This is a genomic window from Sorangium sp. So ce381 (assembly GCF_051473845.1).
In the GTDB taxonomy this organism is placed as follows: Bacteria; Myxococcota_A; Polyangia; order Polyangiales; family Polyangiaceae; genus Sorangium; species Sorangium atrum.
On sequence record NZ_CP150336.1, the window covers coordinates 4,510,720 to 4,536,752 of the forward strand.

At 72.8% G+C, this 26,033-nt stretch carries 14 protein-coding genes; 10 read left to right on the plus strand and 4 right to left on the minus strand.

Features of this window, described 5'->3' with window-relative positions; translation table 11 throughout:
• Positions 1-3 precede the first annotated feature (3 nt).
• From WMF29_RS17090 to WMF29_RS17125, 8 genes are all read left to right on the plus strand, one after another.
• A complete protein-coding gene (locus WMF29_RS17090) occupies positions 4-4,836 on the plus strand; it encodes an alpha-2-macroglobulin family protein (protein WP_437329846.1) in 4,833 nt (1,610 codons plus the stop codon).
• Positions 4,837-5,138: 302 nt separating this feature from the next.
• Entirely contained in the window at positions 5,139-5,942 is an 804-nt protein-coding gene (locus WMF29_RS17095) for a hypothetical protein (RefSeq protein WP_437329847.1), read from the plus strand.
• A 164-nt stretch (positions 5,943-6,106) separates the two neighbouring features.
• Complete coding sequence (locus WMF29_RS17100; protein WP_437329848.1) at positions 6,107-8,332, plus strand: type VI secretion system Vgr family protein; 2,226 nt, start codon at positions 6,107-6,109, stop codon at positions 8,330-8,332.
• Positions 8,333-8,372: 40 nt separating this feature from the next.
• Complete coding sequence (locus WMF29_RS17105; protein WP_437329849.1) at positions 8,373-10,646, plus strand: type VI secretion system Vgr family protein; 2,274 nt, start codon at positions 8,373-8,375, stop codon at positions 10,644-10,646.
• Positions 10,647-10,659: 13 nt separating this feature from the next.
• Positions 10,660-13,434 (plus strand): type VI secretion system Vgr family protein, encoded by a 2,775-nt coding sequence (locus tag WMF29_RS17110; RefSeq protein ID WP_437329850.1) that lies wholly within the window; start codon positions 10,660-10,662, stop codon positions 13,432-13,434.
• The gene (locus WMF29_RS17115) at positions 13,434-14,006 is read left to right on the plus strand and encodes a hypothetical protein (RefSeq protein ID WP_437329851.1); all 573 of its coding nucleotides are present in this window, start codon (positions 13,434-13,436) and stop codon (positions 14,004-14,006) included. The genes WMF29_RS17110 and WMF29_RS17115 overlap by 1 nt, the downstream gene beginning before the upstream one ends.
• Positions 14,007-14,229: 223 nt before the next feature.
• A complete protein-coding gene (locus WMF29_RS17120) occupies positions 14,230-14,352 on the plus strand; it encodes a hypothetical protein (protein WP_437329852.1) in 123 nt (40 codons plus the stop codon).
• 476 nt (positions 14,353-14,828) lie between these two features.
• Positions 14,829-17,327 (plus strand): hypothetical protein, encoded by a 2,499-nt coding sequence (locus tag WMF29_RS17125; protein WP_437329853.1) that lies wholly within the window; start codon positions 14,829-14,831, stop codon positions 17,325-17,327.
• Between the two features lie 47 nt (positions 17,328-17,374).
• Here the strand turns inward: WMF29_RS17125 and WMF29_RS17130 are convergent, their stop codons facing one another.
• From WMF29_RS17130 to WMF29_RS17140, 3 genes are all read right to left on the minus strand, one after another.
• A complete protein-coding gene (locus tag WMF29_RS17130; RefSeq protein WP_437329854.1) occupies positions 17,375-19,099 on the minus strand; it encodes a glycoside hydrolase family 43 protein in 1,725 nt (574 codons plus the stop codon).
• 264 nt (positions 19,100-19,363) lie between these two features.
• Positions 19,364-20,935 (minus strand): hypothetical protein, encoded by a 1,572-nt coding sequence (locus WMF29_RS17135; protein ID WP_437329855.1) that lies wholly within the window; start codon positions 20,933-20,935, stop codon positions 19,364-19,366.
• A 67-nt stretch (positions 20,936-21,002) separates the two neighbouring features.
• A complete protein-coding gene (locus WMF29_RS17140; protein WP_437329856.1) occupies positions 21,003-21,455 on the minus strand; it encodes a hypothetical protein in 453 nt (150 codons plus the stop codon).
• 64 nt (positions 21,456-21,519) lie between these two features.
• On the opposite strand from WMF29_RS17140, the gene WMF29_RS17145 reads away from it, so the two are divergent.
• Both WMF29_RS17145 and WMF29_RS17150 read left to right on the plus strand, forming a co-directional pair.
• The gene (locus WMF29_RS17145; RefSeq protein ID WP_437329857.1) at positions 21,520-23,622 is read left to right on the plus strand and encodes a hypothetical protein; all 2,103 of its coding nucleotides are present in this window, start codon (positions 21,520-21,522) and stop codon (positions 23,620-23,622) included.
• A 76-nt stretch (positions 23,623-23,698) separates the two neighbouring features.
• Positions 23,699-24,787 (plus strand): PEGA domain-containing protein, encoded by a 1,089-nt coding sequence (locus WMF29_RS17150; protein WP_437329858.1) that lies wholly within the window; start codon positions 23,699-23,701, stop codon positions 24,785-24,787.
• 30 nt (positions 24,788-24,817) lie between these two features.
• On the opposite strand, the gene WMF29_RS17155 is transcribed toward WMF29_RS17150, so the two are convergent.
• Positions 24,818-25,993 (minus strand): hypothetical protein, encoded by a 1,176-nt coding sequence (locus tag WMF29_RS17155; protein ID WP_437329859.1) that lies wholly within the window; start codon positions 25,991-25,993, stop codon positions 24,818-24,820.
• Positions 25,994-26,033: the final 40 nt, after the last annotated feature.

Genomic DNA, 26,033 nt, shown 5'->3' on the forward strand with positions numbered 1-26,033 from the left:
ACCATGCCCAGGTCTTCCCTTCCGCTCGCCGGCCTCGTCCTCATCGCCGCCCTCGGCGCCGCCGCGACGTCCGACGCGGCCACGGACGGCCGCGATGCGGTCGCCCGCGGCCTCGACCTCTTCGTTCACGCGCCCGACCGCGGCGCGCCCGGCGCCACCCTGCCGGTCCAGGTCCTCGCGCTCGGCTTCCCCACCGCGGTCACGCTCCGGCCGCTCGAGGCGGCCACCGTGGAGGCGACCTGGGATCCCGAGCACCTCGGCAAGGTCAGCGCCGTCCCGCCGCCCGTGCGGGTCACCACCGACGCGAAGGGGCGCGCTCACCTCGACGTCCCGATCCCGGAGGGGCCCGAGCGCGAGCTACGGCTGCTGCTCGGCGTGCGCGCCGGCGACCGGCAGCGGACCCGGACGCTCACCGTGCAGCGACTGGCGCCGCTCCAGGTCGACCTGCACGTTCCTGACACGCGCGTGGTGCCGGGCAGCGCGATGTCGGCGTGGATCACGGTGCAGAGCCAGGCCTCGGGGCAGCCGGCCCCGCGGGTCCCCGTGGAGGTCAGCCTGCTCGAGGGCGGCGTCGCGCGGCACACGGCCGTGGTCACGACCGACGCGGCCGGCGTCGCCATGACACGCGTGCCCGTCCCCTGGATCGACGAGCCCGGCTGGCGCTGGATCCTCCGCGCCCGCGCGCGGGGCGCGGCGGGGGCCTCGTCGAACGCCGCGGAGATCTCCCTGTCGCCGCGCGAAGAGACGCCCGGCGCCCCGCAGATGCTGGCCGAGTGGTCCGAGCAGGATCTGCGCGCCGGGGATCGCGCAAGCTACGTGATCCGGATCCGCGATGGCGCCGGCCAGTCCGTGGCCGGGCTGCCGGTGCGGATCTGGACCGGGCCGAAGGGCACGAGCCCGCCCGAGGACAGGGCCGCGTGGGACAAGCTCACGACGCCCGCGCGCACCGACGCGGCCGGCGAGGTCCGGGGCGCGGCCACGGCGCCCACCACCGTGGTGCAGGGCGCTGGGACCACGCTGCGCGTCGTCGCGCGCGCGACGTTCGAGGGGCACGAGCTCGCGCGCGAGGCCACCGTCTCCGTGGAGAGCCCCACCTCGGAGGCGACGCTGCTCCCGGAGGCGGGCGCGGTCGTTCCAGGCGTCGCTCAGCGCATGCTCCTGCGCGTCCGCGATGCGCGGCGGAAGCCGGTGCAGGGCACCTTCACCGTCGAGGGCGACGGGCTCCAGGCCGCCGTGACCACCGACGCGTACGGCGAGGCCGAGGTGACCTGGGAGGCGCCCGTCGAGCTCGGGGCCTTCCGCAACGTGGGGCCGTGCGCCGGCGGCGTCGCTGCGGCGGTGCGCGTGCGGCCCGCTGGCGAGCTCCCAGCGCTCGCGTCGCGGCGCGAGCCGTTCGCGCTGTGCGTCTCCGTCGATCGCGACGCCTCGGCGCTGCTCCGGCCCGAGCGGCTCCTCGCCCGCGCCGGCGACGCGCTCCCGCTCCGCGTGGTCGACGCCGGCGGCGCGGACGCCCGCGGCGACCGGCGGCCGGCGGGCGGCAGGGCAGGGGACGGCGGCAGGGCAGGGGACGGCGGCAGGGCAGCGGACGGCGCCGGCTGGAGCGTGATCGTCCAGGCGGACAACGCGGCCCGCGCGGCGAGCGCCTGGATCGCCGGAGGCCCGGAGGGCGGCGCGCTCGGCCTGCCCGAGGGCGCGGCCGGCGTCTGGACGCTCAGCGCTGCCGCTCCTCGGCCGGGCGCCGCCGCGCGGCAGGCGGGCGGCGCGGTGCTCGTCACGCCGCGCGTCCTCCCTCGGCTCGAGGCCCGCATGACCGGCGGCCGCGCGGCCCCGCGCGGCGCCGTCGACGTGGACCTCGCGCTCACCGACGGGGGCAGCCGCGGCCTGCCCGGGACCGTCGCGGCCGTCGTCGTGGATCTGCACGGCGGGGGCAGCGTCGGCGGGCTCGCGGCGCTCGACACGCGCGCGCGGCTCTGCCAGGGCATGGTCGAGCCCGAGCGCTGCGGCGCTTTCCTGGAGGGCGATCCCGCGCTCGATCCGCTCCGGCGCGCGGAGCTCGGCGCGCGGGCGCGCGAGGCGATCGCACCGGCGAACGATCCGGCCGGCTCCGCGCGGGCGGCGCTCGACGAGGCGTTCGGCCAGGTGCTTCGCTCGCTCGAGGGGGCGGTCTTCGAGGCCACAAGCGACCCGGAGCGGCTGCGCGACGTGCGCCGCCGCGGGCCGGGCGGCGCCTATGCATGGAACCCCGAGCTGATGACCCTGGTCACGGCCGCCATGGATGCGCCCCCCGAGACGCCCGGCGGCGAGCCGCTCTCGCTCGCGGACCTCCTGGGGGTGGACCCGCAGGTCACGTTCGATCACGTCGCTCGCCGCGTCACCCGCCTCAAGCTCTTCCGCATCCTCGCGGCGGCGCGCGCGTTCCGGCGCGAGCGGCTTCTCGACCCGGACGAGCCGGCGCTCCGCGATCCGAACGCGCTGCTCCGCCGCCTGGTGCGCGACGCGCAGCTCGAGGAGTCGCTCCTGCTCGATCCCTGGGGCGGCACCATCCAGTTCACCCCGACGACGGCGCCGCCCGCGCCGTTCCTCACGGTGCGGCGCGGCTTCGCCCTGCAGGCGCCCGGGCCCGACGGCCGGATCGGCACGGGCGACGACGTGCGCGATCCGTTCGAGCGCGTGCTGCGCTCGGGCACGCCGTACGCCAGGGCGGTCGGCGAGGATCGCCTCGTCGACGCGAAGTTCGACATGGAGGTCGGCGACGCCACGGTGTCGGCGTGGGAGAGCCTCCTGGAGGAGCTCACGGGCACGTCGCTTGGCGAGGGGCTCGGCCTGAGCGGCATCGGCACCGGCGGCGGGGGTACGGGCTCCGGCGTCGGGTTCGGTTCAGGCCACGGCAGACTGGGCGGCGCCCACCGCACGTCGAGCGGCGCGCCGCGGGGCGTGTTCTTCTGGTCGCCGCCCCAGCGCACCGACAAGGATGGCCGGCTGCGGATGCGCGTCCCGCTCGGCGACGTCGAGACGACCTTCCGGCTCGTCTTCGTGGGCGTGCCGGACGGCGCCACGCCGGCCACGGCCACGCTCGACGTGCCCACGGCGCAGCCGCTCTCGGCGCACGTGGAGGCGGGCGCCGCGTGGGTCGAGGGCGACGAAGTCGACGTGGAGATCTCGGTCCGGAACCGCTCGCCGAGGCCGCTCCGCGCGATCGTGGAGCTCACGGCGCGCGGCGTGGCCGCGCTCGCGGACCCACGCCGCCGGGCGGTGGCGGTCGACGTGCCCGCGGGGGGCGCGGCGCCGGTGCGCGCGCGGGTGCGGGCGCTGCGCGCCGGGCGGGCGGAGCTCGCGGTCGCCGTGAAGGCGCAGGGGACCCCGGGCGACACGCTCGTGCACGCATGGGATGTGCGCCCGGCGGGCGAGCCCACCGATCTGAACATCGCCCAGGTCGTCGAGGGCGGCGCCACGGCCACGCTGAGCGTCGCGGCGGACGCGCAGCGCTACCAGCCCACCGGCCGCCCGCGGCTCGTCGTCGAGCGCGGGCTTGCGGGCGCGCTCACCGCGGCGCTCGAGGCGATGGATCCCGACCGGCTCTCGTCTGCCGGGGCGATGGCGGACGCGGTGGAGGTCGCGGCGCTCGTGGGCCGCTGGGCCGCCGCGCGGGGGGGCGATGGCGCGCCGATCGCCGCGCGCGCGGAGGACATCGGCCGCCGCGCCGTGGGCCGGCTGCTCGCGTACAAGGAGAGCAGGAAGGACCGGGGCTTCTGGCCTCCGGCGCTCCGGGCGCGCACCTTCGCGCCCGCGTCCGCGGCGGAGGAGCTGCCGAAGATCGACGCGCGCTGCCCGCCCGAGCCCCTGCACCCCGCGGCAGCGCTCGACGCGCTCGAGGTCGAGCCCTCGCCTGCGGGGGGCGCGGTGAACGCGTGCTGGGACGCGCTCGTCACGAGGACGCTGGACGACGTGATCCAGAGCGGCGATCGCGTTGCGCTCGCCCGGGTCCTGCTCGCGCTCGCGGAGCGGCCGCACCGGGCAGCGCTGGCCGCGAACGTGGCGGACCGGCTGCGCGCCTGGGTGGCGCTGCTCTCGACCGGCGGCATCACCTTGCCGCCGGGTCAGGCCGAGGATCGGAGCGCGCGCGCGGTGGTCTACGCGGCGCTCCTCCGCGCCGCCGGGCTCGGTCGGAGCGCGGCGCCGCCCGCGAAGCTCCTCGGCTGGGTGGGCGTGCAGCGCGACGTGCGCGGCGGCTACGGCGCGCCGGCCAGCACGCGCGCGGTGGTGCGCGCGCTCCTGGCCCACGGGGGCGAGGGCCGTGGGGTGGCGCGGGTCTCGGTGACGTCGGGCGGCGCGCGCCGCGACGTGGAGGTCGGGCCGTCGGGGCGGCTCGTGGTGCCGCTCGACGCGGGCGCGACGGAGGTGACGGTCGAGGCAGCGGGGCCCGCGGTCGTGGCGCGCCTGGAGCGCCCGGCGCTCCGGCGCTGGAGCCGGCCGCCGACCGCCGCGCCGAGCCCCGTGCAGGCGGAGATCTCGTGGCCGAAGCGCCCGCGCGCGGGAACGACGGGGAAGCTCGCTGTCTCGATGCGCCACACGCTGGGCCGCCCGATCGAGGTCGACGTGCGCATCCCGCTTCCGCCAGGGGTGTCGCTGGCCGCGCCGCTCGGGGGCGTGCGGCAGGTGAACGGCGTCCTCGCGCTTCGGGCTTCCGTGGAGGCGAGCCGGCTCGCGACGCTGGTCGAGATCCCGGTGCGCTTCGCGCTCGCAGGGAAGGTCACAGCGCCCGAGGCGCAGGCCCGGGTGGCGCAGGAGGAGCTGCCGCGCGCGGTGGTCCCGGCGCGGCAGCTCCTCATCGAGTGATCGGCGCTCCTGGATACCGGTTCACTCTCCGCCTGCGCCGGCGCAGGAGCACACGGCTGAAGTCGTGTTCGATGCCCGGCCACAGGGGTTCAACTACACGCATCGATCGAGGGCACGGCTTCGGCGCGCCCGCAGGCTGTGGAGTGGAGGCGGCCCCTTCGATGCATGATCGGTTGTTGATAGGAGCGTCTCTTTTCCAGTGACACCGCGCCATTGAAGGCGAAGCGTTCGACGAAGAGATCACCTTGACATAAACTCGGATCGCCGCGCGCGCGGCCCCCTTCCGTGCCACGATCCCGGCCGTGAGCCCGCGATGTACGCTCTTGCAGCTGCTCCTCCTCGCCGCCTGCGGAGGCCCCCAGCTGCCCTCGCCCGCCGCCGTCGCGGGCACCGCCGAGGCACCGCCGTCGAGATGCGTGCTGCCCGGCGCGCCGACGGTGGTGCGTCGCGAGGGCAACGCGGTGTTGCAGGTATGGGAGGTGCCGGCCGCGCCGGTGCTGTTCGAGGAGGTGCTGCCGAGCGCGCCCGGGTACCTGGCGTACCGTAAGGCGATCGCGGCGGCCGGCGGTGACCTCGAGCGTCCGGTCGCCGATCCACCCCAGCCGCGCGACGACGCCGAGCGCGCGCTATGGCGCCGCGAGGACGAGAACGCCGCGCTGATGTACGGCGACGCAGGTCGCGTCCGGCCTATCCGCTGCCTCGAGGCAGCCCTGTTCGCGGCGCAGGACGCGCGCTATTCGGAGCTCACTCAGCCCACCGAATTCATCGCGTCGATCCTGCGCCGCGAGGTCGGCGGCCGGTCCCAGCTCAAGATTTATTTCGGGGCGAGCGACTCGATGTTCCCGCCCAAGGCGTTCTATGGCTTCGACGAGGTCCGCCGCGACGTGGCCGCCGGCTGGGAGTATTGGGTCGTCCTCCACAACCACTCGGTGCGTACTCTTGACGGCAAGCCCGCCCTCGGCGTGCCCGCGCCGAGCACGAGCGATGTGCCGCTCTTCCGCGGGCTCGTCGAGGAGTCGGGGCTGCGCGCGGTGTGGGTCACGAACGGCTTCTACACCGGCGAGGCTACGGCCGAAGATCTCTCCCGCTACCGCACCCGCGATTGACGGTCAGCGCATAGCTTGTGCGAGGGTGAAGGTCGCTTCGGAAGGAGCGGCCCGTGCGCGCGCCGCCCCGAGGTCCGCACCATCCGGCCCCCACGCCGCTCCCGCCGCGTCGGGTTCCGGCGCCGGGGCTTGGCGCCGTCCGCCGATCGCCTACCATGCCCCCAATGGCCGCTACCTTCGCCACCTTCTCCCTGGAGGGCGACAAGCTCCCCGCGGACGTCGCCGTGACCCGCTTCGAGGCCGTCGAGGCGATCTCCACCCCCTACACGGTGGAGGTGCGCTTCGCGACATTGGACGCCTCGTTCCGGGTCGAGGACTGCCTGCGCAGCCGCCTCTGCCTGCGCGTCGTCGACACGTCGGGCCAGGAGCGGCTCTACGACGGCATCGTCGACCGCGCCGGCTTCGCGCACATCGTGGGCGAGAGCCGCCAGTTCGATGTCCGCCTTCGGCCCGCGCTGGCCGCGCTCGCGCACCGCGAGGGGTGCCGCATCTTCCAGGAGAAGACCATCGTCCAGGTCGCGCAGTCGGTCTTCGAGGACGCCGGCTTCGGCGACAAGGTCGAGTGGCGGATCGCGAAGGAGTACGAGCCGCGCGAGTTCATCGTCCAGTACCGCGAGTCGCACCTCAACTTCGTCTCGCGGCTCCTCGAGGACAACGGCCTCTTCTATTACTTCCGGCACGAGGCCGCCGGACACACGATGATCATCACCGACGACCCCGCCGCCTTCGAGGTGGAGGAGGGGCTGCCGGTGAGCTTCCGCATGGCGCAGGGCGGCCTGCCCGGGAGCCTGCCGCTCGCCAAGTTCACGAGGACGCGCGCGCTGCGCACGAGCCTCGTCCACCTCCGGGACCACGATTTCGAGAAGCCCGACGTGAAGCCGGAGTCCGCGCTGCCCCGCAAGGAGGCCATCGCGCTGCCCTACTTCGAGTACCCCGCCGGCTTCACGAAGGGGAGCGTGGGCGCCCGCCGCGCCGAGGCCCGCATGCGCGAGCTCTCCGCCGACGCCGACGTGTGCGAGGGCGAGAGCCGCGCGGCCGGGCTCAAGGTGGGCGAGCCGTTCGCCGTCGAGGGCGCCGCGGAGCCGTGCCTGAACGGCGAGTTCGTGGTCACCCACCTCGTCTCGCGCGGCAACCAGACGCTCACCGGCGGCGTGACGAACTACGACGTCGAGAACCATTTCCGCGGCGTCCCCAAGGGCGCGCCCTTCGCGGCCGAGCGCCGCGCGAGGCGGCCGCGCATCCGCGGCATCCAGACGGCGGTCGTCACGGGGTCGAGCACCCAGGAGCAGGCGATCCACGTCGACAAGTACGGCCGCATCAAGGTCCGCTTCTTCTGGGACCGGCAGGGCCAGCAGGACCACACATCGAGCTGCTGGCTGCGCGTCTCGCAGATCGCGATGGGCGGCTCGATGATCCTCCCCCGCGTCGGCTGGGAGGTCTCGGTCGCGTTCCTCGACGGGGACCCGGACCGGCCGCTCGTGCTCGGGCGCACGTACAACGCGGAGAAGACGCCGCCCGACGCGCTCCCCGCCGCCAAGGCGTCCGGCACGCTGAAGAGCATGTCGTCGCCGGGCGCGGGCGGCCACAACCAGATCGGCATGTCCGACACCGCGGGGAGCCAGGGCTTCGGCATCCACGCCCAGAAGGACCTCAACGTCACCATCAAGAACGACAAGGTCGAGGAGGTGACGGTCAACGAGGAGCAGCACATCAGCGTGAACGGCTCCCGCTCGGTCAAGGTCGACGACTCGACCTCCGTCGCCGGCAATCAATCGCTCGACGTCGGCGCGGTGCTCTCGCACAAGATCACCGGCAACCAGAGCATCTCGATCGGCGGCAACGACACGACCAACGCGATCAGCAACTACGTCGAGAAGGTCACCGGCAATCGCTCCTATACGGTGAGCGGGAACCAGATCACGATCTCGAACGGCGTCAGGCACTCCATCACCGGGGACATGAGCCGCAAGGTCGGCGCGCTGCAGCTCTCCGGCAGCCTGGGCTCGATCAACGACAACGTCCTCGGCGGGATGACGGAGACGGTGGGCGCCGTGAAGGCGCAGATCATCAACGGCAGCCACGGAGAGCAGATCACGGCCAACAAGGACCAGACCTCGCTGGCGGCGGAGCTCCACCTCACGAAGGGCTCGCTCTCCCACGTGGCGCTCGGCGTCACCAACATGGTCGGCGGCCTCCATTACCAGAAGCTGGACGGTGATCTCGTGGTGCAGGCGCCGCTCATCACCCTCCTCGGCGCCGTCGGCGTCTTCAAGGGCGGCGGCAGCGAGCTCAAGCTCGGCGGCGGACCCGTCGTGATCAAGGGGTCGAAGATCGCGGTCAAGGGCGCGCTGGTGGTCAAGATGGGCGCGTCGATGAAGCTCGGATCGTGAGGGTCCATGGGCGCTAGTGACGTGAAGAGAGAGGTGAAGAGTGGCTGATCATCATGTCCTCGCGATCCCCTCCCTCAGCGTGGAGGGCAAGATCTACCGGGTGCTGCGCTTCGAGCTCACGGAGCAGCTCTCCGAGCTCACCCGCCTCGAGTGCGAGCTGCTCGACGACGAGGCGGCGCTGCCGAGGCCGAAGGAGGTCCTCGGCAAGCGCGCGGTGTTCACGCTGTCGCGCAGCGACGACACGCAGACGCGCTCTTTCGCCGGGACCATCGTCCTCGCCGAGCTCGTGCCCGATCCCGACGACGTGCCCACGCTGCGGATCGAGGTCGCGCCGGCGCTCTGGAACCTCGGGCAGCGCTCCGACTGCCGGATCTTCCAGGACAAGAGCGCCGTCGACATCGTGAAGGAGGTCCTCGAGGGCGCGGGCGTGCCCGCGGGCCAGCAGGACTGGCGCGTGACCGAGCCCCACCCGACGCGGGTCTACACGGTCCAGTACCGGGAGCGGGACCTCGATTTCGTGCACCGCCTCCTCGCCGAGGAGGGGATCTACTTCGCGATCCACATGAAGGACGACGAGGACGTCCTCGTCTTCGGCGACTCGCCGACCGGCCTCGAGGACATCGAGGGCGCGACGTCGCTGCCGTTCTTCCAGGACTTCGGCGTCGAGGGCTTCGCGGATCGCGTCGTCCGCCTCTCGCGGGAGGTCTCCGTGCGGAGCGACAAAGTGTTCGTCCGCGACTACGACCCGGAGAAGCCGTCGACCAAGCCGGAGGCGTCGGCCGAGGGGAGCGATCCTGGGGAGCACGTGCTCGAGATCTACGAGCACCCGGCGCGCACCGCGGATGCGGGCGTCGCGGAGCGGCTCGCCAAGGTGCTGCTCGACTCGGTGCAGGCGGAGCGCGACGTCGTGCACGGCGAGAGCGGCTCGCTCGCGCTGCTCCCGGGCCGGCGCTTCTCGGTGGACGGCCACCCCTACGACCCGCTCAACCAGGAGTACCTCGTCGTCCGCGCGCGCATCGTCGGCAGCCGGCCGCGGGGCTTCGAGCTCTCCGGCCGCGCGGGCCCGGAGGACGGCGCGCGCGTGCTCCAGTCGAGCTGCGAGTTCTGGGGCGTGCCGACCGGGAGCACGCGCTACCGGCCCCCGCGGCGCGCCCGCGAGCAGGTGATCCCGGGCACGCAGACCGCGATGACCACCGGGCCCTCGGGGCAGGAGATCCACACCGACGCGGGCGGGCACGTGAAGGTCGCCTTCCACTGGGATCGCTCCGGAAAGAAGGACGACACATCGAGCCGCTGGATCCGCACGAGCCAGGTGCCGACGGGCGGATCCATGCTGCTGCCGCGCGTCGGGTGGGAGGTCACGGTGCGCCACGTCGAGGGCGACGCGGACCGGCCGTTCGTGATGGGCCGCATGTACAACGCGCTCACGCCGCCGCCCTACGCGCTCCCGAAGGAGGCAGGGAAGAGCTCCCTCCAGACCGCGACGACGCCGGGCGGTGGCAGCACCAACGAGCTCCGGATGTCGGACTCGAAGGGCGGCGAGGAGATGTTCATCAACGCCTCGAAGGACATGTCCACCGAGGTGAAGAACAACGCGACCGAGTCGATCGGCAACAACCACAAGAAGAAGATCGGCGCGGATCAGACGACGAACGTCACGAACAGCATGACGACCAGCATCGGGTCGAACCAGACGCTCTCGGTCTCCGGCAACCAGTCGATGAAGATCGAGACCTTCCACGTGGACGACATGGGCGGCGATCACTCGCTCTCGATCGGCGGGAACCGCGACATGAAGATCGGCGGGGATCACAAGCGCGACGTCACCGGCAACAGCTCGCTCACGGTGTCCGGCAACCAGATCGATCTCGTGGTCGGCTCGGTCACGGATCAGACCCTGGCCGGCTTCGACCACGAGGTCGGCGCGGCGCTGGTCGAGCTCGCGCTGGGGCACCGCTCCGTGACGGTCCAGGGCGACCGGAGCGAGACGGCCACCGGCGCGAAGGTGATCGCGGTCAAGTCGGGCCGCGGCGTCCAGGTCGGCGGCTCGATGAACGTGAAGGTCGGCGGCGCGATCGTCAACGTGGCGAACGGGAACCGCGTGGAGAGCTCGCTCGGCACGTACACCGAGCTCGCGGGGGGCGCGCAGCTCGTCAAGGCGAACAACGCCGTCTTCGAGGCGACCGGCGCGCTCACGCTGGTCATGGGCGCGTCGATCCTCTCGCTGACGCCCGCGAGCGTCGCGATCATCGGCGTCTCCGCGAAGCTCGACGGCGACGTCTCCGACACCGCCGCGCTGGTGCTCGACAACTGAGGAGGAGGCGAACGTGGCACGCGAGACGATTGCGCACTTCACGATCGAGGAGATCCCCGCGGCCCGGGTGCTCCGCTTCGAGGCGATCCACGAGGCCGGCAGGCCGCTCGTCCTCGACGTGGAGGTGTACCTCCACTCGTACCAGGAGCTCGACGCGATGATCGGCAAGCCCGCGGCGCTCTCCTTCGGCGCGTCCGGGGAGGCGCCGCGCGTCATCGCGGGCACGGTGGAGGCCGCGACGTCGATCGGCTCCACAGAGCTCGGCATCGAGGGGCTGCTGGGCGTCCGCTACGCCGTCCGCGTCGTCTCCTCGCTCGCGCTCCTCGCGCGCAGCGTCGACTCGCGGATCTTCCAGGACATGAGCGCCAAGGAGATCGTGGCGAAGGTCCTCGAGGATCACGGGATCACCCGCGTCGCGTGGCGGCTGAGCGGCGACTGTCCGAAGCGCGAGTACTGCGTGCAGTACCAGGAGAGCGCGCTCGCGTTCATCTCGCGGCTCATGGAGCACGAGGGCGTCTACAGCTTCGTCGAGGTGGACGCCGACGGCGAGCTCCTCGTCTTCGACGACGACAGCACCGTCGCCGGGCCGATCGCGGGCGACCCCGCGCTGCCGTTCCGCCGGCGCACCGGGCTCAGCGCGGCCGACGAGCGCGACGCCATCTACTCGATCCGCGAGCTCGAGCGGGTGCGCTCCGGCAAGTTCGTCCTCCGCGATTTCGACTTCAAGCGGCCGAAGCTCGACCTCACGTCGACCGCGGCGTCGGGCGAGAACGACGCGCTGGAGCGCTACGACTACCCGGGCGGCTACTTCGAGCCGAGCGAGGGGCAGCGGCTCGCGCAGATCCGGCTGGAGGAGGAGCAGGTCGAGCGGCACACGATCGAGATCGACACCGTCTGCTCGCGCCTCGCGGTCGGCCAGAAGCTCACGATCACGGACGCCGGCGAGCTCGACGGCGAGTACTTCCTCTTCGCGGTGAAGCACACCTACGTCCACGAGGGCGACGACGCGCACGGCGGCGGCGAGCGCGCGACGTCGCGTTCCAGGGCGCGCGCGCGCCTCGTGCCGGCCTCCGTGAAGTACAGGCCGCGGCGCATCACGCCGATCCCGCTCATCGAGGGGCCGCAGACCGCGACGGTGGTCGCGCCCGCAGGCTCGCAGACCGAGGCGATCCACACCGACGAGTTCGGCCGCTGCAAGGTGAAATTCCACTGGGATCGCAGCGACGTGATCGACGACAAGGCGTCGTGCTGGATGCGGGTCGCGCAGCTCCAGACCTCCGGCTCGATGATGCTCCCGCGCATCGGCTGGGAGGTGATCGTCGAGTTCCTCGAGGGCAACCCCGATCGGCCCATCGTGACCGGGCGCCTCTACAACGGCGTCTATATGCCGCCGTACGCGCTGCCGGAGGGCAAGACCCGCACGGCGATCCAGACATCGAGCACGCCGGGCGGCGGCGGAGCCAACGAGATCCGCTTCGAGGACAAGGCGGGCTCCGAGGAGATCATGGTGCACGCCCAGCGCGACATGAAGACGGTCGCGGCGAACAACGCGAAGAGGAACATCGGCAACAACGAGACGTCGGTCGTCGGGAACAGCGCGTCGCTCGAGGTCGGCGGCAACCAGACGACGAAGATCACGAAGGGCTCGCAGAACACGGTGGGCGCGAACCAGACGATCAGCGTCGGAGGCAACCGCAACGTCGAGGTGAACGCGGTGTCGGCGCTGACGGCGAAGGGCAACGCGACGACCACCGTGGGCGGCAACCAGTTCGAGATGGACGGCAACCCCCTCGAGGCGATGCTCGCGCTCGCGGCGCAGGCGGCGGTGCAGTTCGCGAGCGTGATGGCCAACAACGCGATCGCGGCGGTCCAGGGGCAGGTCGACGGCGCCATCAACCAGGTGATGGCGCCGATCAACGGGCTGACCCAGAAGGCGGCGGGGGTCGCGGGCGCGATGCAGGCCGTCGCCGGCGGCGACATGAGCCGCATGCCCGGGATGATCGCGGGCGCGTCGGGCATCCCCGGCGCGAGCCAGCTCGCGGCCTCGATGGGCGGCGGCGGGGGCGGGGGCGGGGGCGGCGCCGCCGGCGGCGCGCCGGGCGCCGCGGCGCCCAACATGCTCGCCTCGATCGCGTCGAACGTGGCGCAGAGCAGCCTCGCCGGGAAGGTCTTCGTGAAGCCGGAGGCGCTCGCCTCGGCCCTCGGCATGGACGGGGGCGGCGGCGGCGGCGGGTCGACGGCCAACGTCGGCGGGCCGGACGGCGCCGTCGATGGCGTCGACGCGACCGACCGCGAGAAGGGGCCCGGGCACACGACCGCCAAGGTCACGGGCACCCACAAGGAGGACGTGGGCTCGATGAAGGTCCTGGGCGCGATCCAGGACATCGACAACAACGTGACCGGCAAGAAGACGATCGACGTCGGCGCCGCGACCGTGCAGGTGGCGTTCGGCAGCTACGCCGAGAGCGTCACGGGCTCGAAGAGCGAGAAGGCGACGGGCCTGGTCGTCCTCAGCAACGGCGGCGAGAGCGAGACGGTCACCGGCTCGCGCACCGCGATGGTGGGCGGCGCGGTCGTCGACAAGCTCAAGGGGTCGCACGTGGTGCAGGCCGTCGGGCCCGCGACGTTCATCGGGGCCTTCCACAAGGTGGAGGCGAAGGGCGCTATCGTCTTCAAGTGCGGCGCCAGCGAGGTGGTGATCGACGGCGCCGGCGTCACCATCACGTCCCCGCTCGTGACCATCCTGGCGCCGAAGATCCAGCTGCCGAAGAAGGTCTCGGAGGTCTGATGGCGGCTCAGTTCGACGGTGGGTCGCGGGCGGCTTCTGCGTCGCTCTCGCTGGAGGAGCCGGACGCCGCGGCCACGGCCGAGGAGGCGTCCGAGTCGCCGCGAGTGACCTTGGACGACGTGCTCGCCGAGCCGGCCGCGGCGCCGCTCCCGGCGCGGACGGCGCAGCCGCTCGGCGCCGCCATGCGGACAGCGCGCGTCGCCTCGATCGCGGGGCGGAAGGCGTCGATCCACGTCCGTGGCGCGGAGGGGCCCGTCGACGCCCAGATCGCGCCCGACGTCGATCCCGAGGTGATCGCCGACGCCCACGCCCGCGGCGACGCCGTGCTCGTCGAGCTCTGCGAGGGCGAGCCCCCGCTGATCGTCGCGGCCCTGACGACGCAGCGGCCGCACACGCTCCACCTGAAGGCGACCACCGTCGCCATCGAGGCGGAGCAGGAGCTGCTGCTCCGCTCCGGCCGAGGCGCGGTCCGCATTCGCCAGGACGGCGACATCGAGGTCGTGGGCAGCCGCATCAGCGCCGCGTCGCGGGGGCTGTTCCGGATCGTCGGGAGGCTCTTGCGGTTGAATTGACGGCACGCGCGGCGTGCCCGCCGGAAGGCTCGGCTGTCCTAGCTTTCACTCGGGGAGCGTTGAAGCAGCGATGCGAACGGCACCTGTCCCCAACATCCCGGCCATCCCGGGATGAACCCCGGCGTCTTCGTTCTCGGCGGCGGCCACGCGGAGCGCCACCGGGCCGGAATTTCAGCGTGATCGGGACGCGAGGCTGAACCCGGACAGCTCGTACCAGAAGAACTTGCACGATCCGAGCGCATTCCACGACGAGCAAGGCAATTACAAGCGACCGGACAATCCGCCGCCGCCGGAGACGAAGTTCGTGCCGCCGGAGGACGACAACGCCGACCCGACCCGGAAGTAGAGATGGCGGACACCGGCGAAGAAGCTGCGATTTCGAGTTTGCTCGGCGGGCTGGAGCGCGCGCCGGACGGGGTCTGGCTGGCCACGCGGGCCCTCCTCGCCTCTCCGGCTGTGGCGGCCTGGCTTGACGGCAAGCCGCGTCCTTCCGGCTCGCCCGAGCAGCGCCCTTGGGCAGCGCTGGAAGCGCTCTGGGCGGGCTCCCGCCCGGGTGAGCGGGCCTTGATCAGGGCTCCTGCGTGCTCTGCCAGGAGCTCTCTGCTCGGCGCATTCTGTCTTCATCTCACGCGGCGATGGCTCGCCCGCGTGGCATTCATCCCGATCTCGGTCCACGGCGGCATGGCGGATCCCTCGATATGGGTCGCCGCGCTGCACGCGCGGCTCGGAGCGTTGACCTCCAGGAAGGCCTCCGAGCGCGCGCTCGCCCCGCGCGTGGCAGATGACATCCGACCGATCCTCGACGGTGACGAGAACCCCGAGGTGCCGCTGCTGATCGTGCTCGACGGTGCCCACGAGAACGATGATCCGGCGGTATGGTCGCGCATCGGATGGTCAGCCGGGCTGCCCGGGAATGTCCGGGTGTGGGTGTCTGCGGACAACGACCCTGGTGTCACCGCCGCCCGATGGGGTGAGGCCCTTCATTGGTTGAACGATTGGTCTGATGTCGTCCTGGAGATGCCGTCGGAGCGCTCCGGCACGGCGTTGCCCCGCGACGTCGACGCGGATACCGTGTGTGTCTTGAGCGCTGCCAGCGGGCCGATCTCAGAGGCAGAGCTGGTCCAGATCGTGGGAGGCGATCGGGCCGAGGCACGAGTGTCTGCCACGTTGCGGAAGCTCGAGCCATGGCTCTGTCACACAACCCATGGCGCCGCGTTCCTGCATCGAAGTCTCGGGAAAGATCTCGCTCTGCGCTTGAGCCACCTGGGCGATGCCCGTGGTCAGGCGCTCTTGACCGCACATGTCCGGGCGACGCTCGATAGCTGCTCTGAAGAGAGCATCGCCTCTGTCGCTCGATCGGAATACGTCATTCGATATGGGGCGATGCATTTCTTGCGACACGATGCCACGGCGGAAGAGCTCGATCGCGTGATCGCCGAGCCGATGCGCGCCGCCTGGGAACCCCTGGATGGCGGTGCGTTCGGCTTTCGTGCGCTCGTCGTCGCCGCGTGGTGGCGAAGCCACGCAGCGTTCGGCGAGGCGACGTCGGAAGCCTCGCGCGGCCGTTGCATGGTGCAGGCGCTGCGGTTGCGAACACTCTTCGAGCAGCTCATCACTTCGTTCGTGCACGCTCTCCCGGACGTGGTTGGCGGTGCCATCCACGAGGGGCTCTTTCGACCGGGCGCAGGCATCGAACTCGCTAGGCCGCTGAGCGAGAAAGACAGGCTGCGGCTGTGGAGGGCGGTCCGGCCCGCCGTGTCCGAGGCGGATGTGGTATGGCCAACACCATTTCTGCACGAAGCAGAACGCGCCGTCGCAGGGATCGAGGCCGCCGGCGCGACCGAGACCCCCTCGGCATACGCGCGAGACCGCAGAGGCTTCGTATTGCGCGAGTTGAAATGGCGTCGTGTCGTGAAAGCGCTCGTGATCGGCGCGCTCCGGCGTATCGCCGAGCGGTTGCGCTTCCCCGCGCGGGAGGAGGTTCTGCTGCTGGCGGCCAGGCGCCTCGCCGGGATCCATCCAGAGCGCCGTGCGTTCTGGGCTGCCCTGCTGGCGCCGCTCTACCCCGAGGAGCGCCGCGCCGAGCGACTCGAAGACGTGGACGCGCAGATCTCCGCCTTGCCGGAGCTCGGAGATCGCCTCGAAGTCTTGACGGAGCGGCTCCTGGGGACCTCGGCGGGAACGAGCGCGATCGTTCAACGAGCCATGGGATGGTTGCTGTCTTCCGAACGGTTTCCGCTCACGGCGCAGCGCTTTCTCTTTCATATTCCCGAGAGTGAATGGAACCGATGTGTTCCCGACGAGGCGCGAGCGCTCGTCCGTCGCTGGCAAGGCGAATCGCGAGGATCCGCGGATTCGCTCGGGCCGCTCCGCTGCGCGCGGCTGCCTCCGTGGCTCGCGGCCGAGGTGCAGGAGGCTCCCCTCGCGGAGGTGAAAGAGCGGATGGACATCTCCGACCGCAACTACGTCGCCTCGGAGCTCGTCTCCTTCGTCACGGCGGACGTCCGAGCGGAGCTGGCACGCATGTTCTTCTCGGTGCCTCCAGAGGCCTTCCGCGGCGAGGACCGCGCCATCGAGAACTGGGCGGAATCGGCCACGCTGGAGGAGCTCCGTTACATTCACCAGAAGGTGTTGCCGTGCATGGGCTCTCAGATTGACGATGCGCTCGCGGCGCTCTCCCTCCGTGCAGTGGCGCTCGGCGACAGGGACCTCGCGACCAGCTTTTGCGCCGCGATGGAGGGGGACGACGGCCGGCATCAGGCCGAGCTGGAGATCGCGCTCGCTCTGGGCTCGTTTTCCGACGTGGAGCGCCTCGTGCGTCCGGACCTGGAGGACGAGGAAGCGTCTGGAATGCTCGAGATGGTAGGGAAGGCGCTGAAGAGCGAGGAGCACGCGGCTCGCTTCGCGGAGCTCGTGCGCGGCGCTGCTCGAGCATCGAACAGGCTGTCTGCGTGGGCGGCCGTGTTCCCGTCGCTCTCCCCGGAAGCGAGGGAGAGGTTGTCCCCAGCCGTCGCCGACACGGTGAAGGAGGTGCTCCGCGAGCCCCCCGAGGAGTCGGACGACACGCTCTGCAGCATGTTCCCTTGGATGTCAGAAGAGAGCCTGTGCGACGTGTGGCGAGAGCGCGCCTCACCCGACGCGTGGCGTCCCACGATCGCCGAGATTACGCCTCTCTTCACGTACGATCGACGTTATGACAACGGCTCGTGCCTGGACACGCTCCTCCTGCGTCTGGGAGGTGAAGCCGCCCTCGTAGCCTGGGCCAGGACGCTCGCCGAGCTCGACGACTGGTTCTCGGAGATCGGGCCCGGGTCGGAGTGATCGCGCGGGCCTGCGGCGATGTGGCCATCGCCGCCTGGGTTACCGATTCAGCTCGTCACTCCCGGACGACGCCCCCTCCGGCCGCGCTGCCGGAGCCCCAGGGACGCCGCAAGCAGCGCTGTCAGCGCGATGGCACCTCCGGACGGCGCGCGGCTCGCCGAGCGGCAGCTACAACCAGCCGGCTCGCCCGATTCCTCGTCAGAGGTGCCCCCCGACGACGCCTGGGCGGCTGACGTTGAGCTGGGGGACCCTCCACCCGTGGCCGCGCCCGTCGAGGGCGCTCCTCCGGAGCCGGAGCCGGAGCCGACGCTGACGGCACTGCCGTTTCCGCCGCCGACGCCACTGACGCTGCCGTCGCCACCGCCGCTCGTGCTTCCCCCCGTGCCACCCCCGCCGGCGCCCTCGCCCCCGACGGGCGAGAACTGCCAGAAGTTCACGTTGAAGAGGTTCGACCCGCCGCCGGTGAAGACGAGATAGAGATCGTGCACGCCTGCGGCGCCGTCGACCGCACACGACACGTCGCTCCACTTCTGCCAGCCCCCCGTCGCCCCGACGGCGCAGGTGCCCACGAGCTTGCCGTCGCGCGCATCCAGGCGGAGCTCGATGCTGCCCCCCTCCGCGCCGCTCGCGACGCGCGCGCGGAAGCTCTCCGCCCCTTCGCCGAAGTCGACCCCGCGGAGGCGCACCCAGTCTCCGTTGTTGATGAGCGAGAGGTCCATCCCGCCCTCCTCGCAGCGCTCGGTCTCGATACCGCTCTGCGCGTTGAAGGTCTCGGCCTCGACGCGCGCGTAGGGGTCGAGGTTCGCGAGCTGCTTGAGCCCGTCCGTCGTGTAGGTCACCGGCACGATCGAGCCGTCTTCCTTGTAGGTGAACGACTCGATCCCGAGGTTCCGGCGATAGCCCGGGGGCTCGCCGGCGTCGTTGGCGACGGAGCGATTGTGGTAGGCGTGGTACCAGGAGCCGCCGAACTCGAAGATTGCCGCGTGGTTGTTGTTGTTGTTGTTCTTCGGCGGCTGGGGCCCCACCGTGCCGCGGTGAGTGAAGCCGGAGGTGGGGCTCGAGCTCGTGAGGTAGTCGATCCGCATGCCGTTCGCGGGGTTCGTCGAGTACGACAGATAGTAAACGCCGTTCCGCTTGTGCATCCACGAGGCCTCGAAGAAGTACGGGACCGTGATCGTGGAGGCCGAGCCCGAGACGCTCACCATGTCGTTGTTCAGCTTGATGACGCGCGCGTTCTGCTCGCCGTTGCCGCCGAAGTAGAGGTACGCCTGGCCGTCGTCATCGATGAAGACCCCCGGATCGAAGAGCCAGATGTTCTGGCCCGAGGCGCCGGGGGTGCTCGAGGTGATCAGGGCGCTGCCCTTCGCGTCTCTGAACGGTCCGGTCGGGCTGTCGCTCTTGGCGACGCCGATACCTGATCCGTTGTTGGCGAAGTACATGTAGATGTTGCCGTTGCGCTCCACGAGCGAGGGGGCCCACGTGTTGGCCGCCCAGGAGGCGTCGCGGGGCACGCGGATCACTTCCCCGTGGTCGGTCCAGTTCTTCAGGTCGCTGCTCGAGATGGCCACGAACGAGGCCATCTTGTAGCCGTCGTCCGAGCCGTCCTGTTTGACGTTGTCGTCGTCGTTCGAGGCGTAGAGGTAGACCCGCCCGTCGTGCACCAGCGAGGCCGGATCGGCGAGGTAGCGGTGCGAGGCGATGGGGTAATCGGCCAGCGCGGAGGGGCTCGCGACGAGCCCGACCGAGGTGAGCGCGAACCCGCAACAAGCCATTCTCGCCAATGTACGTGAGCGACGCATGTTCACCTTACCTGTTGGTCCAGAGCCCTTGATCACGGCCGCTCGGGCGGCGCTTCGCCCCCGAACTGGTACAGGCGAGGTCCCGAGCGCAGGCTTCCAGGGCGAAGCGAAAGGATATCCCTTGGGGCCAAATGTGAACGTTCACATGGCCGATGTCAATCAAAATCCGGCGCGCGGTGAGCCTCGGCACCTCTCGACGCCGGCGCTGAGCGGCGCCCGACTCGAGCGCGGGTGTCCTCAGCCCTGCGCGCTCTGGTCGATGAGCGCTTGCCACTGCGCCTTGAGCGCCGGATCGGCCTCGAGGCGCTCATGCCAGATCCTGTGGAGCGCGATCCAGCTCTGCGGGGTCAACCCATAGTGGCTCTGGATCTGCGGGATGTGATTCGGATGGTCGCGCAGGTCGGCGCACAGGCGCGCGTACCGCGCGAGGGAGATGCGCTCCACGCGGCGCATCGTCTCGTCGTCCTCCATGCCGGCGTGCGCTTGCGCGGTGAGCTCCGCGGGCGTGGGGCTCGCGGACGGCTCGGCGGCGCTTGGCTGAAGGAAGGGTAGGGCCCATCTCCCCGTCGGGATCTGGGGCGGTTGCGGAGCGATATCCCCCCTGGCGGGCCGCGATGGCGCGGGGGATTGGCCCGGACGAGCGAAGGGCAGGGCGTTGTCGGCGGCCGGCGAGGGGGTCGGTCGTGAGAACGGCAGGGGATTGGCGGCCGGCGGCGGGGAGGCGGGGCGAGAGAAGGGCAGGGGATTGGCGGCCGGCGGCGAGGCGGCCGGTCGCGAGAAGGGCAAGGCGTTGTCGGCCGGAGGCACAGGGGCCGGTTGCGAGAAGGGCAGGGGATTGGCGGCCGGCGGCGAGGAGGCCGGGCGCGAGAAGGGCAAGGCGTTGTCGGCCGGAGGCACAGGGGCCGGTCGCGAGAAGGGCAGAGCGGCATCGAGCGGAGGCAACGGGGCCGGTCGCGAGAAGGGCAGAGCGGCATCGAGCGGAGGCAACGGGGCCGTGCCTGAAAAGGGCAAGGCTCTGTCGGCCCCCAGCGCGCCGACCGTGCCGATGGCCGTCGTGTCCATCTCCGGGCTGTCTGCCGGTGACGCAGTTGTGCCCTCGACCGCGGGCGCGCTCGACACGTCTTGACGGAACGGCAGCGCATCCCGGCCCGGGAAAGGCGTCGTGCCGAGGAGCGTCATGCGGGCTCGCGGCGCCGTCGATGGCCGCTCCAGCCTTGGCATGGGCAGCGGCGACGGCACCGCCGGCAGCAGCGACGCGGAAGGCACGGCCGGCGGCAACGGCGAAGGCATGACCGGCGGCAACGGTGAAGGCATGACCGGCGGCAACGGCGAAGGCACGGCCGGCGGCAACGGGGAAGGCTGCACGATCCCGGGCAGCGGCGCGGCGGCATTCAGCCTGGCCCAGGGAGATCGCGCAGCCCCCTCGTCGCTCACGCCCGCGGCGGGCGGCGGCGTCGCCCGATCCAGAGGCGCCCCCTGCAGCGGGGCGATGCGCGCAGCAGGCGCCACGGGCATCGGCCCTTCCAGCTTCCTGGGCGCGCCCCGCGCCTTCTCCTCGGCGCGGCGCTTCTGCGCGGCGACGAGCTCCAGGTACCGGCGGCTCGATCGCAGCTGCCCGCGCGCGGCCTGCGCGGCGAGCCTGGACATCCACCGCTCCCGCGCCGCCTCCCACGCGGCGGCCGAGAGCCCCGCTTCGGCGAGCACCTCGTCGCGCGGCAGGCCCGCCTCGAGGGCCCCGGCCACGGCGGCGAGCTCCTCGAGCCGGATCGATCGGACCTCCTCGTCGCGCTCCACCATGTCCACGAACATACCCCCTCATCACCGCCGGCCGGCGCGCCGCGGCGGCCCGGCCGACGTCGCCTCGCGGCCGTCCCGGTTACCTCATCGCCCGCTGAAACCGCGCCATGAGCGCGTCGTCCTCGAGCATCGCCGCTGTCCATCGCTGCTGCGCGCTCAGGTAGTCCTCGAGCGTCAGATCCAGGCGGCTCAGCACCGTCGCCATGTCGGTGCCGCGCTTCATCGCGCGAGCCGCTTCGAGGAAACGCTCGAACGACAGATCGCCCTTCGATCGGGCGCGCTGGACCCTGGCGAACGTCTCGGCGAAAGCGACGACGAGCGGCGGCACCCCCGCCTCCTCGCCGTCGTCGTCGTCCGCCTCGGAGAGCCGTGTCTGCCAGGCGTCGTCGAGCGCCTCCCAGCCGGCCTCGTCGAGCCCGTGCGCCGCGAGGAGCGCCGCGCGGTCGGCGCTCGGGTCCGCGAGCCGGGCGGCCAGCGTCGCGTACGCCTCGACGTCGTCGATGCCCTGCGCGCTCTGCGGAGGTTCCTTCATCGTCCGGCCAGGCTACCTCAGCGCGCGTCTTGGGGCCTCCTTCGCGCAGGTGTATTCATGGCGCGTGTCCTTCTCATACCTGCCCTTCGTCGCGCCCGGCGGTCAGGAGGGGCAGCCCTCCGCGCCCGCCGGCACGGACCTGCTCGCCCACGACAAGCTCGAGAACGCGCACGCCGCGCTCCGCCGCGCGGCGCTGTCGCTCGAGCACGACGTCGAACCCGTGACCGACCTGACCGGGCCCGCGCGCGCCCTGGAGCGTGCCCTCGGCGCGATCTACGACGCCTTCGACGGCCGCGCCGAACCCCTCGGCGCGGTGCGCGCCGCCCTGGCGGAGACCGACGACATCGCCGCGCAGATCGGGCAGGCGATCGGGCTCGACGCCGGCTTCACAGCTGTGGACGAGCTGCTCCGGAGCGCGCGCGGCTGGCTCGAGCAAGCGGCGGCGCGGCTCGCCCTCGTGCCGCCGGCGCCGCCGCTCGACCTGCCGCCGATCCTGGCGAGCCGCGACCGGCCGCGGTTGCACGCGGTCCAGCGGGCGTCGCTCGCGCCGCTCATCAAGGTCCCGGAGCCGCCCCCGGCCGAGCTCGTCGCGAAGCCGCCGCCGCCGATCCCGCCGCCGCGCACGTTCGAGGAGCTCAAGGCCGCCGTCGAGGCGCTGAAGCAGCAGGCGCCCGCGCCCGGCGCGCTGCCCGCGGCGGCGGAGGCGCGGCCGCCCGCGGCGGGCCCGGAGGAGAGAGCTCCGCGCCCCGCGCCGCCGGGCTTCGCGCCGGAGATCGGCGACGCGATCGACGATCTCGCCTTCCTCCGCGCCCGCGCCCGCGAGTGCTTCGAGGAGGTCGCGATGGTCGGCATGCAGCGGGCGCCGCTGCTCGGCGACCCCTTCCGCGGGGCGCTGGTCCTCGAGCGGCGCATGCTCGCGGCCATCGACGTGATCGCGGCGATCGGGGCGCCGGCGCTCGAGCACGTGCCGCGGCTCGTGGCCGACGCGCCCGTGAAGGACGCGAGCGTCGCGTTCGCGAGCGCGATGGTGCTCGGCTGCTTCGCCGGCCGCGACGCGCTCGCCGCGGCCGAGCTCGCGCTGCTCCGGAGCGGCAAGGACAGGGCGTTCATCGACGCGCTGGGCGCTGCCTTGAAGCTCGTCCCGCACGAGCTCCTGCCGCTCGCGCTCCGCAGCCTGCTCCGCGAGCCCGAGCCGCTGGTCCGCGCGATGGCGATCGACGTCCTGGCCTACCGCGGCTTCGCGACCGAGGACGAGCTCGTCGCGGCGGCGTCGGACGACGCGGCCCCCGTGGCGGCGTGCGCGCTCCACCACCTCGGCTGCACGCCGGGCCCCCGCTTGCCCGAGCTGATCCAGCGGGCCCTCGCGGCGCCGGACCCGGCGCTCCGCGAGGCTGCCTGGACGGCCATGGCGCTCTCGGATCACCCGCACGCCCCGCTCGCGCTGCGCGGGGCGCTGGACGAGGCCGACGGCGCGGACACCGCGGCGCTCCTGCTCGCGCTCGCGGGCGACGACGCCGACGCGCGGCTCCTCGCCTCGCGCGCCGCCGAGGCGCCGCGCCGCGGGCTGATCTTCGCGGTGGGCTGGGCCGGCGCGGCCGCCGCGGTGCCGCTGCTCATCGACCTGCTCGAGCGCGACGTCGACGGGGACGTGAAGCTCGCCGCGGCCTACGCGCTGGAGCGGATCACCGGCGCGGGGATGTGGGACGAGGTCGCGGTGGCGGACGAGGAGATCTTCGTCGCCGATCCGCCCGAGCCCGACGTGGGCGAGCCTCGCGAGCTCAAGCTCGCGCAGCTGGTCAGCGATCCCAACGACCTGCCCGAGGCGCCGGCGCCGGAGATGGAGGAGCAGCCCACGGTGGACGCCGCGCGCTGGCGGGCCTTCTGGCGCGAGCGCTGCCAGGGCTGGGACATGAGCGCGCGCTACCGCCGCGGGCGCCCCTACACACCCGACGTCGTGCTCGACGAGCTGGACACGGGGCGGGTCACCCCGGGCGAGCGCCGGCTGCTCCAGCGCGAGCTGATCATCCGCACCGGGCACTTCGTGCGCTTCGATCCGCACGACTTCGTGGTGGCGCAGGAGGAGGCGATCCAGGCCTGGCGGCCGATCGCGGCGCGCGCTTCCGGCGCCCCGGGCCGCTGGACGCGGCCCCGCCGGCGCGTAGGGTAAACGGCGCGTCGGCGCTCGGACGCACGCGAGCCGAGCCGAGCGCGAAGAGGGGCGCGGTGCCCGCCAGGGGGGATGCATGGAGCGACGCGGACTTCGGAGGAGCGGCTGGCGGCTGGTCATCTCGGCCTGGGCGCTCGGCGCCGCGCTGAGCGCGCCGCCCTCGGCGAGGGCCCAGTCTAGGGAGGAGCTCGCGGAGGCGCGGGCGCTCTTCCAGGAGGGGGTCGCGCTCAGCGCGGCGAACCACTGCGCCGCGGCGCTCGTGAAGTTCCAGGCGGTCGCGGGCGTGCGGCGGACGCCGCAGGTGCTGTTCAACATCGCGGAGTGCGAGGCGCGGCTCGGCAAGCTCGTCTCGGCGCTCGGCAACTACCGCGTCGCCGCGGCCGCGGCCGACGGGGACCCCCGGGCGAACGACGTGAGCGCGAACGTCGGCGCGCGGATCGAGGACCTCGAGGCGCGCATCCCGAGGCTCGCGATCCGCCGCGGCGCGGGGGCGCTCACCGCCACGATCCTGCTCGACGGCGCCGCGCTCGGCGCCTCGGAGATGAGCGCCGACATCCCGGTCGATCCAGGGCCCCACGTCGTCTCGGCCCGGGTCGGCGATCGCGAGGCGGCGCGGGAGACCGTCACGCTCGAGGAGCGGGACGCGAAGACCGTGGAGATCGCGCTCGCCGATCCGCCGGCGGCGCCGCGGCCGGCGAGCGCGTCACCGGGAGGCGCGCCCGCGGAGGTGCCGCCGAGGGCCGCGATGGAGGGCCTGCCGGCGACGCGTCCATCGAAGGCGCCGGGCCTCGCCGTCCTCGGCGCCGGGATCGCGAGCGGGGCGGTGGGTGCGGTCTTCCTCGGCCTCCGCGCCGGCACGCTGAGCGATCTCGATGCGCTGTGCGGCGGCGACAGGAGCTGCCCTCCTTCCGCCAGGCCCGTGGCCGATCGAGGCCGGCTCTACACGGGCGTTGCCGAGGCGGCGATCGGGCTCGGTGTCGTCGGCGTCGCCGCGGGGATCACCCTGCTCGTGATGAGCGGCAGCGCGGCCGCGCCGGACGCGAGCGCCCGCGCCGCCGCCGCTGCGGCCGGGCGGCGCGCCCGCGCGGGCGTCCGCCGCGCGGAGGTCCTGCCGCAGGCGCCCGGCGCCGACCTCGCGGGGCTCAGCGTCGCCGGCAGCTTCTGAGGCCGGGCGCCCTCCGGGCCAGCGGGCGTGTCAGGTGCGGCAGCAGAACGTCCGTGGGCTCGCGCCGCGGGCCTCTCCGCGGGGCGTGCCGCCGCTCGGCAGGCACGCACCGCCGGTAGGCGCGCCGAGCGACGTCACCTTGCGGCCCACGACGGAGGGGTTGTCCTCGAGGTCCTTGCAGCTGCCCGCAGGCAGCTCCGTCACCCGCATCGAGCAGGTGTGCAGCTGCGCGTCGGAGTAGAGGGCGACGGTCGTCGGGCACGTCCCGCCCGACGGCGCGCCGCACGCGCAGTCGTCGTCGCAGCCGCGGCTGTCCTCGACGTCGGTGTAGAAGACATGCCGCTCCGTGTAGGGGCCCGGCGGGCAGACGGCGTCGCCGTCCCTGGCGATGCAGAGGCCGCCCTCGAACGGCGCGGCTGGCTTCGGCGCGCAGACCTGGCCGAGGTTGCAGCCCCGGCCGAGCGGCTCGGCCGCGGCGCACGCGCGGCCGAGGCGAGTCCACCTGGGGTCCGGCCTCTGCACCTGCACGGCGCTCGGCGCGCACGCGCCGCCGGAGGCCGCGAGCGGGCTCACGCTGACCGAGACGGCGCACGGCGCGCCGGTGGTCGCCGAGCACTCCGTGTTGCTGCTCGGCCCGCAGGTCAGCCTGTCGCTGAAGACTCCATCGGGGCCTCTGCACACCTGGGCCTCCCAGCCGGGCGTCTCGAGCGGGAAGAGGCAGTGCGGCTCCGATCCGCAAGGCGCGTCCGCGACGGTGATCGTGATCCCGTCCACCGGATCGCAGCCTTGCCCCTCCGCGGGACCGCACGAGCACGCGCAGCTCGCCGGCGGCGCGGACAGGCCGCGGTTTCCGACGAACGGCGGCCCCGCGGCGAACTCGGGTGGGCAGCCCGGATCCATCGCGGGCTCGCCGTCGAACAGCGCGAAGTAGCCGCTCCAGCCCTCCGGCACGGCCGCCGTGCACACGAAGTCGCCGCACGCGGGATCGGCGCAGTCGATCCGGCCATCGCCGTCGTCGTCGGCGCCGTTCGCGCAGTCCTCCGCCCCGTCCCCGCTGGAGCTGCGGCTGGCGCTCCCGGAAGGCTCGGGCTCATCGAAGGTGTACTCGGGGTACAGACAGGCGGCGGGAGCGGCCAGGGCGCCTGCCGCGCCGAGCCCGATGCAGGCCGTGAGGCGCGCTCCCCGGCCGACGAGAAAAGAGCCCACCGAACCACCTCCGTGACAGGTGGCCGCGCAGCGCCCGTTC